Origin of the sequence: Azospirillum sp. TSH58 (genome assembly GCF_003119115.1) — a bacterium.
GTDB lineage: Bacteria > Pseudomonadota > Alphaproteobacteria > Azospirillales > Azospirillaceae > Azospirillum.
Genome location: NZ_CP022369.1, coordinates 235,755 through 251,149, shown reverse-complemented (window position 1 = coordinate 251,149; position 15,395 = coordinate 235,755). Strand labels below are relative to the sequence as shown.

Below are 15,395 nucleotides of genomic sequence, written 5' to 3'. Positions count from 1 at the left end.
TACGCGCGTCGCCGCAGGCAGGACGTGAAGACGCACACGGCGTGACCAACGCCCCGCCTTCGCTCCCCGCCCGAGATCATCGAAGCGGCCGCCGCCGCAGGCCACGCTTCCGGCGCCGGCGTCATCACATTGGGAGGCCGCCCATGCCGGACACCTCGTACATCCGCTGGTTTTCCGACCTTGGCCGCGACGACGTCGCCCTGGTGGGCGGCAAGAACGCTTCGCTCGGCGAACTTTGCCGACGCCTGAAGCCGCTGGGGGTGGAGGTGCCGGACGGCTTCGCCCTGACCGCGGCCGCCTTCCGCGACGCGCTGACCGCCGCCGGCGCCTGGGACGGCCTGCACGCGCTGCTGGACGGCCTGGACAAGGCGGACGTGGAGCATCTTGCCCGAGCCGGGGCCGGCGCCCGCGAGATCGTCTACGCCGCCGGCCTGACGCCGGCGATGGAGGAGCAACTGCGCGCGGCCTTCCGCGCCCTGCTCGCCGAATATGGTGAGGGCCTGACCGTGGCGGTGCGCAGTTCCGCCACCGCTGAGGATCTGCCGACGGCCAGCTTCGCCGGCCAGCACGAGACCTACCTGAACGTCGCGGGCGAGACGATGCTGCTCGACGCCGTGCGGCGCTGCCACGCCTCGCTGTTCACCGACCGCGCCATCTCCTACCGGATCGACCAGGGGTTCGACCATTTCAAGGTCGCGCTGTCGGTCGGCGTGCAGAAGATGGTGCGTTCCGACCTCGCCTCGGCCGGGGTGATGTTCACGCTCGACACGGAATCGGGGTTCCGCGATGCCGTCTTCATCACCGGCGCCTACGGGCTGGGGGAAACGGTCGTCCAGGGCGCGGTCGATCCCGACGAGTTCTACGTGCACAAGCCGACCTTCCGGCGGGGCCACCGCGCGGTGCTGCGCCGGCGCCTGGGCGAGAAGCAGGTGAAGATGGTCTACCGCCTGGGCCGCACGCGCGAGCCGACGCGCACCATTCCCACCCCCGGCGCCGACCGGGAGCGCTTCTGCCTGACCGATGGGGAGGTGCTGCGGCTCGCCGAGCAGGCCATCCGGATCGAGGATCATTACGGCCAGCCCATGGACATCGAATGGGCCAAGGACGGGCGCGACGGCGGTCTCTACATCGTCCAGGCGCGGCCGGAGACGGTCGCCTCCCGGCGCACGGCCCTGGAGCTGGAGAGCTTCGTTCCGGAAGGAAAGGGCATCGCGCTCGTGACCGGTCGCGCGGTCGGCGGGCGCATGGCCACCGGGGCCGTGCGTGTGGTGACCGACGCCCACCGGCTGTCCGCCTTCCGTCCGGGCGAGGTGCTGGTGGCCGACACCACGACGCCCGACTGGGAGCCGGTGATGAAGACGGCGGCTGCCATCGTCACAAACCGGGGCGGCCGCACCTGCCACGCCGCCATCGTCGCCCGCGAGTTGGGCATACCCGCCGTGGTCGGGACCGAGCGCGCGACGGAGGCCCTGAGCGACGGCCGGACCGTGACCGTCTCCTGCGCGGAGGGCGACACCGGCAAGGTCTATGACGGCACCGTGCCGTTCCGCGTGGAGCGCATCGACCTCGGCCAGCTGCCGCGCCCGCGGACGCGCATCATGGTGAACCTCGGCAACCCCGACCAGGCCTTCCAGACCGGCCAGCTTCCGGTGGACGGGGTGGGGCTGGCGCGCATGGAGTTCATCATCAGCGAGGCCATCAAGATCCATCCGATGGCGCTCGTCCACCCGGAGCGGGTCGAGGACCCCGACGCGCGCGCCCACATCGCCCGGCTGACCCGCAGCCACCCGGACGGCAGCGCCTATTTCGTGGAGCGGCTGTCCGAGGGAATCGGCACCATCGCGGCGGCTTTCCACCCGCGCCCGGTCATCGTCCGCCTGTCGGACTTCAAGACCAACGAATACGCCTCCCTCATCGGCGGGCGCTGGTTCGAGCCGGTCGAGGAGAATCCCATGCTCGGTTTCCGGGGCGCGGCGCGTTACGCCCACCCCGCCTACGAGGAGGGCTTCGCGCTGGAATGCCGGGCGCTGGCCCGTGTGCGCGCGGAGATGGGGCTGACCAACGTGCAGGTCATGGTGCCCTTCTGCCGCCGCCTGGAGGAGGCCGACCGGGTGATCGCCGCCATGGCCCGCCACGGGCTGGAACGCGGGCGCGACGGGCTGCAGATTTACGTGATGTGCGAGATCCCCAACAACGTCCTGCTGGTGGACGAGTTCGCCCGGCGCTTCGACGGCTTCTCCATCGGGTCGAACGACCTGACCCAGCTCACGCTCGGCGTGGACCGCGACAGCCCGCTCGTCGCCTTCGACTTCGACGAGCGCGATCCAGGCGTTCTGGCCTTCCTGCGCCAGGCCGTGGAGGGCGCGCGGCGCAACGGGCGGCCCTGCGGCATCTGCGGCCAAGCGCCCTCGGACTATCCGGAGATCGCCGAGTTCCTGGTGCGGCTCGGCATCGACTCCATCAGCCTGACGCCCGACAGCGTGCTGAGGACGCTGCGCGCCGTCGTGGAGCTGGAACGGGAACTCGGCCGCGCCCCGCGGGACCCTGAGACGGGAGGACCATCATGAGGCACGTCGTCGTTTTCGCGCATCCGCGCTCCGGCAGCTTCATCCGGCAGGCCGCGGGGGCCTATGTGGACGAGCTGGAGCAATGCGGGCACACGGTCGAGGTGCGCGACCTCTACACCATGGGCTTCAACCCGGTCCTCTCGGAGGAGGAACTGGCCGGCAAGGGGCCGGTGCCCGAGGACGTCCGGCGGGAGCAGGCCATCATCGCCGGGTCGCAGGCGGTCACCTTCCTGTTTCCGATCTGGTGGGCTGGAATGCCCGCCATGCTCAAGGGCTATGTGGACCGGGTCTTCACCCACGGCTTCGCCTGGGACATGCGCGGCGAGGCGATCGAGGGCAGGCTGCACGGGCGCAAGGGGCTGATCGTCACCAGCTCCGGCGCCCCGCTGGACTATCTGGAAGCGGTCGGGGAAATGCAGGCCTTCAAGGTCACGCAGGATGCCGCGATCATGGGGCTGTGCGGCATCAAGGTGGTCGAGCATGTTCATTTCGACGATCTGGGGCCGCACACCACGCCCGAGCGGATCGACGACAACATCCGCCGCATCCGCGCCGCGGTGCGCGTCCATTTCTGAACTGGTGCCGAAACGGTGGTTGGCCTCAGTCACTGCTCACAGCGCATGATCCGATGTCGAGGCGGGCGTAGGGTGTGGATGTGACGCCTCACCCAGCAGGCGAACGACCTCGGCATCATCGAGCTGGTGAAAGTCCTCGTAGAAGGCGCCGATGGCGCCGAACGGATGCGGGACCTGGAGACAGACGACCTCATCAGCTTCGTTCCGCAGTTCCGACAGGATGTCAATCGGCGCCACCGGCACCGCCAGCACCAGCCGCTTCGGGTTCGCGCGGCGCACCGACCGCAGGGCGGCGAGCATCGTCGCCCCGGTCGCGATGCCATCATCCACGAGAATGGCGGTGCGCCCGGCGACCGGCACGCGCGGACGGTCGCCGATGTACACGGCTCGCCGGCGTTCGATCTCCCGAAGCTGACGCCGCTACTCCTTTTTTATCCAGGCTTCGGGCACGAAGTCCGCAACATCCGGGTTGATAACGGTTTCGACATGGCCGCAATCGGCCACGGCACCGACGGCCAGCTCCGGCTGGAACGGCGCGCCGATCTTGCGCACGAGCACGATGTCGAGCGGCGCATGGAGTGCTCCTGCCACCTCGACCGCCACCGCGACCCCGCCGCGCGGCCGAGTCAGGACGACCGGCTTCTCGTCGCAGAGGTGTGTCAGCCGTGCGGCGAGGCCTCGGCCAGCCTCGTTCCGGTTGCGGAACCGGAAGGGAATGCCGGGGCCGCTCATCGTTGTTGATCCTGGCGTCATGCTGTCCCCCGCTTGCCACTGTTCGACGTGTTTAAGCGTCCTTTGGGGAAGCTCTCTTCACACAGGTTAAGGGCACCTCCGGCAACAGGAGGTGGGGCTACCTCCCCATCGCTTGGTCTTGGTCCGGGGGATGCTTGATCCAAGTTAACGTGCCTGAGCCGCTTTTGGTCGATAGAGGAGACGGCGCACACGCCACCGTAACAAGCAGGAGGCACTCCCATGGCCGACACGAACGTGACGGAAAATCCCAAACAGGACGAGACCTCCCGGCGGGACATCACCTCCACCGGCGCGGCGGCTCAGCAGATCGCCGCCCGCAACCGGCACCCGATCCTGGCATTGCGCGACGAATTCGACCGGTTGTTCGACGAGGCGTCGTCAATGTTCCGCTTCCCGTGGAGCCGGCGTTCGCCGTTCGATCTGGAACCGTTGCTGCGCGCGGAGTTGGAGGGCGCCGCGTTTGCGCCGCCGGCCGAGGTCGAGGAGCGGGCGGATGAGTATCGGGTGACCATGGAAATGCCCGGCATGGACGAGCAATCCGTGGACCTCAGCGTCCAGGACGACGTCCTGTCCATCAAGGCCGAGAAGAGCGAGGAAAAGGAGGAGACGGGCGCCAGCCGTTACGTCTCGGAGCGCCGCTACGGCCTGTGCGCGCGGTCGTTCCGCCTTCCCGCCAATGTGGACCGGGACCGCATCGCGGCCAGCATGAAGAACGGGGTCCTTACCATCGCCCTTCCCAAGACCGAACCGGGTCAACCGTCCAAGCGGAAGATCGACATCGCGAAGGCCTGAACGGCACGGAGTCGCGGCACGGAGTCAACGAGTGCCGGGCCACGCCGGCACTCCCTTTCCTTCACCGGTAGGTTCACCATGGGCGAGCACATCCACGAACCGCGTCCCCGCGATCAGCGTCCGCAACCGGCCCGCCGCGACCGTCTGATCCAGGAGCATGTCCATGACCCATACAAGCGGGCGGCTAAGCTGTCCGATCCGACGGTCTGTCCGCAATGCGGTGCCGTTTACCACCACGGGCGGTGGAGCTGGGGGCTGCCCGCCGTCGATGCCGTGAAGGAAGTGTGCCAAGCCTGCCACCGCGCCAACGACCGTTACCCTGCTGGCACCGTGACCCTGTCCGGCGGCTTCCTCGGCTCGCATCGCGACGAGATCCTGGCCGCCGTCCATCACCAGGAGCGCCTGGAAAAGGACGAGCACCCCCTGCACCGGATCATCGACGTCGAGGATCGCGACGGCAACGTGGTGGTGACGACCACCGACGTGCATCTGCCCCGCCGTATCGGTGAGGCCCTGCACCACGCCTATGCTGGCGACCTCGACTTCCACTACGACAAAGATGCCTACTATGTCCGCGTCGCCTGGAAGCGCGACTGAACCGGGGCCACGGCATCCCCCATCGCGACGACGGTGGCTCTCATGAGCATGACCGAAATGCCCATGCTTGTCCGCGGCTTTTACTGCGAGGGCTGGCAGCCGTCCCGCGCGCCGTACCGCGACCGCTCGCTGGAGGACTTCCTTCAGGTGGTCCGCACCGGGATGCACGGCTACTCCGAACCCGACGCCGTCCGCCTGAGCGGTGCGGTCTTCGACCTGCTGATGGCTCGCCTGTCCTACGGCGAGCTTGAGAAGGTGGTGAGCGCGTTGCCCCGCGACGTTCGGGACCTGTCGGGCATTTGCGCCTGAAGGCGAGGGAAGGGACGACCATGCCGGAGCCGGACGGATACAGGGATGGCAACAGCCTGCTGCTGACGGACTATTACCAGCTCGCCATGGTCCAGGCCTATGTCGAGCGTGGTCTGACCGACATCGCGTCGTTCGAGCTGTTCGTGCGAAAGCTGCCGCCGGGGCGGAACTTCCTGATGGCTGCCGGGCTCGAACAGGCGGTGGCTTTCCTGGAGAGCGCCCGGTTGAGCGCCGACGAGATCGCGTGGCTCCGCGCGGAGGGCCGCTTCTCGGACGCGGCCGTCGCGGCGTTGGCGGGCTTCCGCTTCACCGGGAACGTGGAGGCGCTGCCCGAAGGGACGGTCTTCTTCGCCCACGAACCGATCCTGCGGGTGACGGCACCCTTGCCGCAGGCGCAGCTCGTCGAAAGCCGCCTGATCAACCTGATCCATCTGCAGACCGTCATCGCGTCGAAAGCGGCACGGCTGGTGCTGGCGGCGCGGCACCGCCCGCTCATCGATTTCGGGCTGCGCCGCGCGCATGGAGCGGAGGCGGCGCTGCTGGCCGCGCGGGCGAGCTATCTGGCGGGGTTCGCAGGAACCGCGACGGCGCTGGCCGCCATGCGCTTCGGCATCCCCGCCGTCGGCACCATGGCCCATTCCTTCATCCAAGCCCACGCCACGGAGAGGGACGCCTTCGCCAACTTCGCACGCTCCCGCCCGCGCCGGCCCGTGCTGCTCCTGGACACCTACGATACCGAAGCGGCGGCGAGGTCGGTGGTCGCGCTGGCCCGCGATCTGGCCGCCGAGGGCATCCGAATCGACGGCGTACGGCTCGACAGCGGCGATCTGGCCGCGCTCTCCCGCCGGGTGCGAGACATCCTGGACGAGGGCGGCCTTTCCGAGACGCGCATCATCGCCAGCGGCGGCCTGGACGAGACGGGGATCGCCGACCTCCTGGACGGAGGGGCACCCATCGACAGCTTCGGTGTCGGCACCAGCCTGGGGACCTCCAGCGATGCGCCGGCGCTGGATTGCGCCTACAAACTGGTGGAGTACGCCGGCCTGCCGCGGCGCAAGCGGTCCGCCGGCAAGGCGACGTGGCCCGGACGCAAACAGATCTTTCGGCGCTACGGGCCGGATGGGCGGATCGAGGCCGACCGGCTCTCGACCATGGACAACGACGAGGAGGGCCGGCCCCTGCTGGTTCCGGTGATGCGCGGCGGTCAGCGGGTGGCGCCTCTGCCGGACCTTCAGGCGATCAGAGCCCACGCGACGGCAGAACTGGCATCCCTTCCGGAGGACCTGTCCCATCAGACGTCCGGGCGTCCTCTCCTGGTGGAGATCGCTCCGGTTCTGGAACGCCTTGCCCGGGAGGCGGACCGGCGGGTCGACACCGCGTGAAACGGAGCCACGGCCGAAGGGTCGTGGCGGAACGGATGGGGGGGTGTCATGCATTCCTGTCTGCATCTGAAATACATCGTGGAGCGGCAGCGGAAAGCGTGGACCGTGTGCATGCAGGGCGGCACCTGCGCCGGCTTCTTTCCGTCCCGGCGTGACGCTCTCAGGGCGGCGCTTGGAGATGCGGAGCGGGTGTGCGATCTCGGCCACGAGGTGGAAGTGTACGCCAGGCGTATGGACGGCAGTCTGAGACGGGTTGCGGCCCGCCCCGCCGATCAGCCATGAGCCGTGTCCGGCCAGAGGAGGCTCCCATGGGAAACGATGGCATCCTGCTGTTCGATCTGGACCCGGACTGGGGACATGGGGCGCGGATCGCCGAGGGCCTGGGGGTGCCGGCGGGCCTTCATGAGGAGCGGAGCTTCGAAGACGGTGAACTCAAGGTCCGTCCGCTGGTGGGGGTGCGCAACAGGGACGTCTACGTGGTGCAGTCCCTTCACGGCGACGCCGGGCGCAGCGTGCACGACAAGCTGTGCCGGCTGCTGTTCTTCGTCGGCGCCGTGAAGGACGCTTCCGCCGCGAGCGTGACCGTCGTTGCGCCCTATCTGGCCTACGCGCGCAAGGATCGCCGGACCAAGCCGCGCGATCCCGTGACCCTGCGCTACCTGGCCGGAATGATGGAGGCGGTCGGCGTGGACCGGGTCATCACGGTCGATGTCCACAACGAGGCGGCGTTCGAGAACGCCTTTCGCTGCCGGACGGAGCATCTGGAAGCGCGCAAGCTGTTCACGGCGCATCTGGCGTCATTGGTCGGCCAGGGGGGCGTGTCCGTGGTGTCTCCGGACGTCGGCGGGGTGAAGCGGGCCGAACGGCTCCGGGAGTCCCTGGAGCGCGCCCTGGGCCGCGACGTCGGGCTCGCCTTCATGGAGAAGACGCGGAGCGGCAGCGTGGTGCGGGGCGGGACGCTGGTCGGTGACGTCCAGGGGCGGACGGTGGCGATCCTCGACGACCTGATCAGCACCGGCACCACGATGATGCGCGCCGCCTCGGCCTGCCGCGCGGCGGGCGGAGGCCCGGTCTTCGCCCTCGCCACGCACGGGCTGTTCGTCGGCGGCGCCCCGACGGTCGTCGCGTCGCCGCTCTTCGACCATGTCGTCGTCACCGACACGCTGCCGCCGTTCCGCCTGCCGGAGAAGCTGGTGTCCCGCCGCGTGACGGTGCTGGGCACGGCGCCGCTGCTCGCGGAGGCCATCGCCCGCATCCACGGAGGCGGGTCCGTCAGCGATCTGCTGGCCGATTGATCTCCCGGTCATCGTTCCCTGGCCGTCCGGGTATGAGGTCTCGCTTCAGGATCTTCCCGATCGTCGAGGTCGGCAACGTCGTGCGGAACTCGATCCGCTGCGGCTGCTCGAAGCGTGACAGGCGATCGGCGAGGAAGGCGCGCAAATCCGCTTCCGACAGCGTGGCCCCGGACTGCGGCACGACGAAGGCGCGGATCGCCTGCCCGCGCACCGGGTCGGGCTCGCCGACCACGGCGGCATCGGCAACCTGCGGATGCCGCTTGATGACCGCCTCGACGGCACGCGGGTAGACATGCTGCCCGCCGGCGACGATCAGATCCTTCAGACGGTCCACGATGTGCAGGTAACCGTCGGCGTCGAGAAAGCCGATGTCCCCCGTGTGCAGATGGCCGCCGTCCATCGCCTGCGCGGTCGCCGGCACGTCCTGCCAATAGCCGGCCATCAGTTGCGGCCCGCTCACGCAGACCTCGCCGATGCGGCCCGGGGATTGGAGCGTGCGGCGATCGTCCAGCGAGACGATCTCGACCAGCGTGCCCGGCAGCGGCAGGCCCGCCGAGCCCGGCTTGTTGAGTCCACTGAACGGGTTGCAGGTCACCACTGGTGAGGCTTCCGTCAATCCGTAGCCTTCGGCCAGATAGGCCCCCGTGAGCTGCTGGAAGCGCTCCAGCAGAAGCGGCGGCAGGCTGTCGCCTCCCGACACGCACAGGCGCAGCGACGACAGATCGTAGCGACTCAGACGAGGAAAGGCGGCAATGGCCTGGAACAGGCGCGGCACGCCGCTGAGAATGGTCGGGCGTTTGCGCTGGATGGTGTCCAGAATCTCGCGCACGTCCACGCGCGGCAGCAGGATCAGCTCCGCCCCCAGCGCCAGGGCGAAGTTCATTACGCCGGTCATGCCGAACACATGGAAGAAGGGCAACACCGCCAGCACCCGTTCGCGGCCCGGTTCGGCGCCGGTGAACCAACGGCGGCACTGGATGGTGTTGGCGTACAGGCCTGCATGGGTCAGGAGGGTCCCCTTGGGAACGCCGGTGGTGCCGCCCGTGTATTGCAGCACCGCGGGGTCGGCGCGCGGCTGCACCGCCACCGGCCGAGGCGCGCCACGGTCGGCGAGCAAACGGCGGAAGCACACATGCCGGTCGTCCCGGGGGATGCGGGCGACATCCCGATGTTTGAGCAGCCGATAGGCCCAGTTCCTTGGAAATGGCAGGGCGTCGGCCATGCGCGCCACGACGACCGTTCGAAGCCGGCCCGGCCATCCCAGCGCGTCGAGCTTGGCGCGGAACGGGACGAGGTCCAGCGTGATCAGAACCTCGGTCCCGGAATGTTCGATCTGATCGGCCAACTCGGCGATGGAGGCGAGCGGGTTGAGGTTCACGACAACGCCGCCGGCCTTCAGGATGGCGTGAAACGCGATCACCGAATAGGGACAGTTCGGCAGCAGAAGGGCCACCTTGCCTCCCTTTTCGACGCCCAGGTCCTGAAGCCCGCGCGCGGCGCGGTCGATCAGGCCGCTGGTTTGTCGGTAGGTGATCCGCTTTCCATAGAAGTCGAGGCAGACGGTGTCGGGAAAGGCGGCGCAGGCCTCCTCCACCAGCCGGTGCAGCGGCTGCTCGGGGATGGGGGTGCGCCAGTCGAGCCCGGCCGGATAGGACGCTTCCCAGGGCTGACATCCGTTTGTCGGCGGTTCCGTCGCGCTGTCCATGGCGTGCCCCTGCGTTGATGGGAACCATCGGAAACCCGGTGCGGGTGCGTTTTGGCGGACGTCACATCATGTCGCCCGCCCCCGTCTCCGCTTCGAAGGGGTTGATGCCCGGCCGTCCCGGCCGCCCCGCCACGCAGTCGAGCAGGGCTGGAATGGCCTTGCTCGTCCCGCTCAGCAGGATGGATACCGTGCTGCGCCGTCCGTGGACGGACAGGCTCGATCCGCGCATCAGGGCATCGAGCAGGTCGCGCGTCAACGGCAGGCCCAGGTTGAAGATGTCCGGCACCGGGACCTCGACGATGCCTTGCCCGGTCCAGCGCCGGTCGATGCTGACGACGGCGTCATAGACGGCGCCGACCGACAAGGCGAAGTCCGCGCGGAAGACATGCAGCCGGAACGTCCTGAAATCGCCGGTGACCGACATTGCGATGGCGGCATCGATCTCCGGGCGTCCGCCGATCCGGTATTCCGACAGGAGCAGGCAATAGCCCGCGCCATCGCGTTCCAGTCGCCAGCCCACCACCCGGTCCTTGCCGTAGGCCAGTTCCGGAGCAAAGCCGGTCGTGGCGATCAACAGCGCGAGCGTGCACCATAGGGATCTACGCTCCATTGTCGGAAGCTCCTAGGCCTCGGGCTTGCGCAGAAAGGCGATCTTCGCGTCCAGAGGGACGCGGGCCTCCCCCGTCTCCTGTGGCGCGGCGATGGTGTGCGGGTCCGCCACGGCTCAATGCACCATCAGCACCGGCCGATCGGCGGTTTCCAGCACATGGTGCGTGGCGCCTCCCAAGGCTTGTTCGAACACGCGGGCGTGGCCGTAAGCCCCCATGACGAGGAGATCCGCCTCCACCGCGCGGGCCTGGGCGAGAATCGCTCCGGGCGCTTCGAACTCGGCGGCGAAATTGATCCGCGCGTCCGCTTGGATGCGGTGCGCCTCCAGATAGGCCAGGGCGCGGCGGTCGGGCGCGTCGTCGTACCCCGGCGGGTGCACGGAGAGCAGGATGGTTTCCTTGGCGTGACGCAGGAATGGCAGCGCGCCGTGCAAGGCGCGGCCGGCCTCGCGGCGCTCGTTCCACGCAACGAGCACGCGTTGCGGCCGGAACGTTTCCTCCGGCCCCGGCGGGACGATCAGCAGCGGCGCGCTGGCGCTCAGCACCAGTTGGGCGAGCGCGCGTGGCGACAGTCCGCCCTTGCCTTTCGGGTCTCCATCACCGCGGCCGGCGACGATCAGGTCGGCGTAACGGCTGTGGAAGGCCAGCCGCTCGGGCAGGAAGCCGTGATCGGCGATCCAGTCGCCTTTCAGGCAGGCGGCGCTGCACCGGGCGATGAAGCTCTGTTCCGCTTCGGCCGAGGGCTGATCGGGAACCGGTGGATCGGGCATCGGTGGGATGGCGACCGGTGCCGCGATGTACCAGGGCAGGGCGGTCTCGGCCGGACAATGGAGGCCGACGAGGCGCGCGCCCATCAGGCGCGCCACCGCGATGGCCGTCGAAAGGCCGGCGCTCGTGTGCAGATCCCGGGCGAACGGCACGAGGATCGTCTTGATGTCCATGATGACCTCCCGGTCTTGCCCGCATCGGTATGCCCGTCGCCGAAGCGTCAATGGGACATCAGCACCGGGACGGTCATACGGTCGAGGATCGAGCGCGTCGCTCCGCCGAGCACCCATTCGCGGGCGCGGGAGTGACCATAGGCACCCATGACCAGCAGATCCGCATCGTGGTCGAACATCCAGTTCAACGCCACATCCGCCACGTCGCTGCCCTCCGACGACAGGGAGGCCACCTCCACCGTCACGCCGTGGCGGGCCAACAGGGTGCCGATGTCCGCCCCCGGCAACGCGCCGTGACCGCTTGGCGTGGATGCCGCGTCGACCACCAGCACCGTGACCGATGTCGCCTTTTCGAGCATGGGCATGGCATCGGCGACCGCGCGCGCCGCCGCCCGGCCCGCGTCCCAGGCCACCACGATCCGTTTCCCGATGGTGGGGCGGAGGCCGGCTTGGGGAACCAGCAGCACCGGCCGCCCGCAGGACATCACCACCGTTTCGATCTCCAGGCGGCCGACGAGCGCCGAATGGCCGGGCCGCGCCTGGCCGAGGACCAGAAGGTCCGCGTAGCGGGCGTTCAGGGCCAGAGCCCTGTCGATCGCCGTGTCATCGCACTTGCAGATCCGCCGTTCCGCCACGCACCGCTGCCGGTCGAGCAAGGCGTCGATCCTGGCGACCGTGCGCTCCGTCTCCTCCGCCGCGGACCGGTTGAGCGTCTCGGTCACGAATTGCGGAACGCCGCCGTCGATGGACATGGGAATGCGCGGCCGAATGTCGAGCACGAGGCCGGTCAGGTGCGCCGTATGCTGCTCCGCCAGGCGCATGGCCGCTTCGACCCGTGCCGCGCCGGCCGGGCAATCATCGAACTGGACGAGAATTTCCCGGTAGGACATGGCCGCGTCTCCTGGTCGTGTGAAGGGGCGTTGTCGCCCGACGAGCATCGTGAGACAGCATTGGCACGTATGAGGATCGCGACATTAACCTGGATAAAGACGGGAACCTGGATAAAGACGGGGGCGGCGCGGACGCCGGGACCGTCACGGCGACCGTCCGCACCGAAAGGAATTCATGGCTCCAGCACGTAGCGGCCCGGAGCCGGCCCCAGGGGTGGGTAGCCCCGTTCAGGTTCGCCAAAGGTCGGTGGGGGCGGATGCTTGGACGAGGATCGGCGCATCAACCAATCGGTCCATGCCGGCCACCAGGAGCCGGAGCGCAGCGGTGCCGTCGCGATCCAGGTGTCGGGATCGGTGTAGCGGGCGTCGGCCTCGCGTTCCGTGAGGCGGAAGTGGATTTTGGGGTTGTCGGGCCCCGCGATGATGCCGGTTTTGTGTCCGTGCATGGTCCAGTCGGCGAAGGCGAGCGCCAAGGTCGCCGGAGAAACCGACAGTGTGAATCGGCTCTGCCAAGCGTGCACGAGGTGGTCAATCAACTCACCGCGGATCGGCAGGTAGGGAAAGCTGTAGGCGGGGCTTCGGCGGGCGGTGGCGCGGCTGCGGGCCGGCGGGCTGGGAAAAGCCCCGTCCTGAGGCCCCGGCGCGGCTGCGAGCCGGGGCGGTGCGCCGCCCTTGGCGGTCCGCAAGTCGTCCCTGTCAGGCGATTGTGTGGTGACCATCGCCCTCTCCCTTGCGCACCGCTTCCTCGTTCTCGTGATGGCGGACGTAATGCGCCAGAACGATCTTCAGGATACCGGCGCGCTTCATGTCCCGGCAGGCCATGGCATGGGCAATGTCATCCTCGATCATGCGGCGGATGGTGCGTTGTCCCTCCGGGGTCTGGTCGAGGTAGGAGCCGAGTTCCGCGGCGACGATCTCCGGCAAATGCTCATGCTCGGCGATGGCGTCGATCTCCTCGCGGGTCAGCCCACTCAGCCCGATGCAGTCCTCGATCGTGATCATCATGACGGCCTCCCTGGTCACGGGTGTGACTGCAGTCTGGCCGGATCGAACCGCGTGGACCTTAACCCAGGTTAGCAAGCCCCGGCTTCAATCGGTGTGTCCTGCGTCTCCGATGTGAAGGGTCAGCCGCAAACTGGTTTGCGGCGAGGTTGTCCACACCGACTCCGCGCCAACCTGCTCGGCCAGCATGGTGATCAATTCGAGGCCGGAGGACCGTACCCGCTCCGGCGGCAGGCCAACGCCGTTGTCGGACAGCCTCAGATGGATCTTCCCTGGCTTCGTCACGAGTAAGGCGAGGGTGATCGTCCCGCTTCCCTGTGGGAACGCATGCTTGGCACTGTTGGTGATGAACTCGTTGGCGATCAGCCCGAGTGAGACGGCGGTGTTGTGGTCGACATACACATGGTCGACGCTGGCTCGCAGCGCGATGCCACCGGCAAGGCCGCGTCCATGAAGGGCTACGGCGTTGGCGCACAATTCCACAAGATAGTCTCCCAACTCCACGACGCCGACCTGGCTGGCCTCATACATGCGCGAATGGACGAGGCGAAGCGCCTCGACCCGTCCCTGAAGTTCTTCCAGGATGCGGATGGTTTCTTCGCACTTGGCTTGGCCGCCTTCCAACGCAAGCAGGCTCAGGATCGCCTGGAGGTCGTTCTTGACCCGGTGCTGAAGTTCGCGCATCGACATGATCCGCTGGTCTTCCGCCCGGCGCAGGAGCACGCTGGTGTTCCGCATCGTGTCGTAGACCGAGGCCAATTCCTCCAGGTTGGTCGGCGGCGGCGGCGGCAACGCCGCTCCGGGTGTCTGCAACGCTGCCGCAACCTGCGCCAGCCCGGTCACCGACCTGGACAGCCGACGGGCGTAGCGCAGCACCAGGAGGGAGGCGCAGCCGAGCGCAAGGGCACTGATGGGGGCCGCCGACCACAGCGATCGCCGCAGGGGCTCCTCGAACACGGAGGCCGGCGCGGCGAACGCGACCGTCCATCCCGACACCTTTGAACGCGAGAAAACGAGCTCCAACGGCTCTCCCTCCAGAGCGGGGCCGGTTGCCTGCCCGGTCGGCGCCGTCTGGATCGCCTTTTGAACCCACCCGGGGGCTGGTTTGCCGACGAACCGTTCGGCAGCGCGCGTTCGCGCGACGACCACCCCGTTCCGGTCGATGATCCCAGCCACCCAACCGTCGGAGATCGGCTGCTCGCGAAGGAGGGTTTCCCATTTCGAGGTCGTCACCACCGCGATGAGTGCGTAACGCTTGCCTTCCTTTGCCTGAATGGGCATCAGGACGGCGCCGACATGCTCGTTGGCGATGGGTCCGTACAACAGGCCGGAAATCTGCGGTTGTCCGGTGGTCGTCGCCTTGGCCAACTCGGGGCTGATGTCGGCAACCGTCGGCACGGGCGTTCCGTATGGAACTTTGGTGCTGAACACCACGCTTCCATCGGCATCGCGAAGCGTTATGTGCGACCAGTGGGAATGCTTGTCCTTGACCGCCTGAGCGACGCGATAAAGCCGTTCCGGATCGCCATCCACGACCATCGTCGCGGCAAGCCCCTCCAGGGCCGAGGTGGTGACGAGCAGTTGCTGATCGAGAGCCGCCGCGATGGCGCGGACCGTGATGGCCATCTCGGCGGCGGCAAACCGGCGCTGTGTTGCCAGATTCCAGGCGACCAAGCTGACGGCAATGACCGCCATGGCCGCCAAGGCCGTGACCACGACGCTGAGAAGATGGCGGCTGATGTTCCGTCGCGCCAAACCTATGGGAGGTGGAGAGTTCGGCGAGATGCTGGCTAAGAGTTGCATTGCCAAACCTCTTGGTCATCAAAAAGTTGCCGTTAATATTTTAAATGCTATACTATTTATACTCTTCCTGACAAGGTATGCAATAATTTCATAATCCAGAACATTGTTGTTTGTTCATGATTTGTCATAACATGAATCATGTATTTCGTGATAGTTCTTCTTATTATATCTGGCAT

17 protein-coding genes are annotated in these 15,395 nt (G+C 67.8%); 8 read left to right on the top strand and 9 right to left on the bottom strand.

Annotation, left to right across the window (positions count from 1 at the left end; all coding sequences use genetic code 11):
• The first annotated feature begins 143 nt into the window (after positions 1-143).
• Both ppsA and TSH58p_RS31475 read left to right on the top strand, forming a co-directional pair.
• Positions 144-2,567 carry a phosphoenolpyruvate synthase gene (ppsA, locus tag TSH58p_RS31480; RefSeq protein ID WP_109070943.1) on the top strand — a complete coding sequence of 808 codons (2,424 nt, stop codon included), beginning with the start codon at positions 144-146 and terminating at the stop codon, positions 2,565-2,567.
• Positions 2,564-3,142: an NAD(P)H-dependent oxidoreductase gene (locus TSH58p_RS31475; protein WP_109070942.1), complete on the top strand. Its 579-nt coding sequence runs from the start codon at positions 2,564-2,566 to the stop codon at positions 3,140-3,142. The genes ppsA and TSH58p_RS31475 overlap by 4 nt, the downstream gene beginning before the upstream one ends.
• A gap of 36 nt (positions 3,143-3,178) precedes the next feature.
• Here TSH58p_RS31475 and TSH58p_RS34760 read toward each other — a convergent pair whose 3' ends face one another.
• Positions 3,179-3,526 carry a phosphoribosyltransferase gene (locus TSH58p_RS34760; protein WP_247874120.1) on the bottom strand — a complete coding sequence of 116 codons (348 nt, stop codon included), beginning with the start codon at positions 3,524-3,526 and terminating at the stop codon, positions 3,179-3,181.
• 36 nt (positions 3,527-3,562) lie between these two features.
• Positions 3,563-3,874, bottom strand: coding sequence for a hypothetical protein (locus tag TSH58p_RS34755; protein ID WP_247874119.1), 312 nt, complete (start codon positions 3,872-3,874; stop codon positions 3,563-3,565).
• 240 nt (positions 3,875-4,114) lie between these two features.
• Here TSH58p_RS34755 and TSH58p_RS31465 point away from each other — a divergent pair, with 240 nt between their 5' ends.
• From TSH58p_RS31465 to TSH58p_RS31440, 5 genes are all read left to right on the top strand, one after another.
• On the top strand, positions 4,115-4,687 hold the full coding sequence (locus TSH58p_RS31465) for an Hsp20/alpha crystallin family protein (protein ID WP_109070941.1): 573 nt from the start codon (positions 4,115-4,117) through the stop codon (positions 4,685-4,687).
• A gap of 78 nt (positions 4,688-4,765) precedes the next feature.
• Positions 4,766-5,284, top strand: coding sequence for a BCAM0308 family protein (locus TSH58p_RS33475; protein WP_158282631.1), 519 nt, complete (start codon positions 4,766-4,768; stop codon positions 5,282-5,284).
• 42 nt (positions 5,285-5,326) lie between these two features.
• Positions 5,327-5,593: a DUF2267 domain-containing protein gene (locus TSH58p_RS31455; RefSeq protein WP_109070939.1), complete on the top strand. Its 267-nt coding sequence runs from the start codon at positions 5,327-5,329 to the stop codon at positions 5,591-5,593.
• Between the two features lie 20 nt (positions 5,594-5,613).
• Positions 5,614-6,975, top strand: a complete 1,362-nt coding sequence (locus tag TSH58p_RS31450) for a nicotinate phosphoribosyltransferase (protein WP_109070938.1) — start codon at positions 5,614-5,616, stop codon at positions 6,973-6,975.
• Positions 6,976-7,283: 308 nt separating this feature from the next.
• Complete coding sequence (locus TSH58p_RS31440; protein WP_109070936.1) at positions 7,284-8,270, top strand: ribose-phosphate pyrophosphokinase; 987 nt, start codon at positions 7,284-7,286, stop codon at positions 8,268-8,270.
• Here the strand turns inward: TSH58p_RS31440 and TSH58p_RS31435 are convergent.
• The 7 genes from TSH58p_RS31435 to TSH58p_RS31405 form a co-directional block, all read right to left on the bottom strand.
• A complete protein-coding gene (locus TSH58p_RS31435) occupies positions 8,248-9,975 on the bottom strand; it encodes a long-chain fatty acid--CoA ligase (RefSeq protein ID WP_109070935.1) in 1,728 nt (575 codons plus the stop codon). The two genes, TSH58p_RS31440 and TSH58p_RS31435, sit on opposite strands and share 23 nt — an antisense overlap.
• Positions 9,976-10,036: 61 nt before the next feature.
• Complete coding sequence (locus TSH58p_RS31430; protein ID WP_146205899.1) at positions 10,037-10,585, bottom strand: hypothetical protein; 549 nt, start codon at positions 10,583-10,585, stop codon at positions 10,037-10,039.
• A gap of 114 nt (positions 10,586-10,699) precedes the next feature.
• Entirely contained in the window at positions 10,700-11,524 is an 825-nt protein-coding gene (locus TSH58p_RS31425; protein WP_158282630.1) for a universal stress protein, read from the bottom strand.
• Between the two features lie 47 nt (positions 11,525-11,571).
• Complete coding sequence (locus TSH58p_RS31420) at positions 11,572-12,414, bottom strand: universal stress protein (RefSeq protein WP_158282629.1); 843 nt, start codon at positions 12,412-12,414, stop codon at positions 11,572-11,574.
• Between the two features lie 173 nt (positions 12,415-12,587).
• Complete coding sequence (locus tag TSH58p_RS31415) at positions 12,588-13,133, bottom strand: poly-beta-hydroxybutyrate polymerase N-terminal domain-containing protein (protein ID WP_109070932.1); 546 nt, start codon at positions 13,131-13,133, stop codon at positions 12,588-12,590.
• Complete coding sequence (locus tag TSH58p_RS31410; protein WP_348981733.1) at positions 13,111-13,419, bottom strand: hypothetical protein; 309 nt, start codon at positions 13,417-13,419, stop codon at positions 13,111-13,113. The genes TSH58p_RS31415 and TSH58p_RS31410 overlap by 23 nt, the downstream gene beginning before the upstream one ends.
• A gap of 84 nt (positions 13,420-13,503) precedes the next feature.
• Positions 13,504-15,111: a sensor histidine kinase gene (locus TSH58p_RS31405; protein ID WP_158282628.1), complete on the bottom strand. Its 1,608-nt coding sequence runs from the start codon at positions 15,109-15,111 to the stop codon at positions 13,504-13,506.
• Between TSH58p_RS31405 and TSH58p_RS33470 the strand changes: the two genes are divergently transcribed.
• The gene (locus tag TSH58p_RS33470; protein WP_162600109.1) at positions 15,110-15,313 is read left to right on the top strand and encodes a hypothetical protein; all 204 of its coding nucleotides are present in this window, start codon (positions 15,110-15,112) and stop codon (positions 15,311-15,313) included. The two genes, TSH58p_RS31405 and TSH58p_RS33470, sit on opposite strands and share 2 nt — an antisense overlap.
• Positions 15,314-15,395: the final 82 nt, after the last annotated feature.

Coding starts and splice junctions, on each gene's coding strand:
- ppsA (WP_109070943.1), top strand. CDS start 144: ATGCCGGACACCTCGTACATCCGCTGGTTTTCCGACCTTGGCCGCGAC.
- TSH58p_RS31475 (WP_109070942.1), top strand. CDS start 2,564: ATGAGGCACGTCGTCGTTTTCGCGCATCCGCGCTCCGGCAGCTTCATC.
- TSH58p_RS34755 (WP_247874119.1), bottom strand. CDS start 3,874: ATGAGCGGCCCCGGCATTCCCTTCCGGTTCCGCAACCGGAACGAGGCT.
- TSH58p_RS31465 (WP_109070941.1), top strand. CDS start 4,115: ATGGCCGACACGAACGTGACGGAAAATCCCAAACAGGACGAGACCTCC.
- TSH58p_RS33475 (WP_158282631.1), top strand. CDS start 4,766: ATGGGCGAGCACATCCACGAACCGCGTCCCCGCGATCAGCGTCCGCAA.
- TSH58p_RS31455 (WP_109070939.1), top strand. CDS start 5,327: ATGAGCATGACCGAAATGCCCATGCTTGTCCGCGGCTTTTACTGCGAG.
- TSH58p_RS31450 (WP_109070938.1), top strand. CDS start 5,614: ATGCCGGAGCCGGACGGATACAGGGATGGCAACAGCCTGCTGCTGACG.
- TSH58p_RS31440 (WP_109070936.1), top strand. CDS start 7,284: ATGGGAAACGATGGCATCCTGCTGTTCGATCTGGACCCGGACTGGGGA.
- TSH58p_RS31435 (WP_109070935.1), bottom strand. CDS start 9,975: ATGGACAGCGCGACGGAACCGCCGACAAACGGATGTCAGCCCTGGGAA.
- TSH58p_RS31430 (WP_146205899.1), bottom strand. CDS start 10,585: ATGGAGCGTAGATCCCTATGGTGCACGCTCGCGCTGTTGATCGCCACG.
- TSH58p_RS31425 (WP_158282630.1), bottom strand. CDS start 11,524: ATGGACATCAAGACGATCCTCGTGCCGTTCGCCCGGGATCTGCACACG.
- TSH58p_RS31420 (WP_158282629.1), bottom strand. CDS start 12,414: ATGTCCTACCGGGAAATTCTCGTCCAGTTCGATGATTGCCCGGCCGGC.
- TSH58p_RS31415 (WP_109070932.1), bottom strand. CDS start 13,133: ATGGTCACCACACAATCGCCTGACAGGGACGACTTGCGGACCGCCAAG.
- TSH58p_RS31410 (WP_348981733.1), bottom strand. CDS start 13,419: ATGATGATCACGATCGAGGACTGCATCGGGCTGAGTGGGCTGACCCGC.
- TSH58p_RS33470 (WP_162600109.1), top strand. CDS start 15,110: ATGGCCGCCAAGGCCGTGACCACGACGCTGAGAAGATGGCGGCTGATG.
- TSH58p_RS31405 (WP_158282628.1), bottom strand. CDS start 15,111: ATGGCGGTCATTGCCGTCAGCTTGGTCGCCTGGAATCTGGCAACACAG.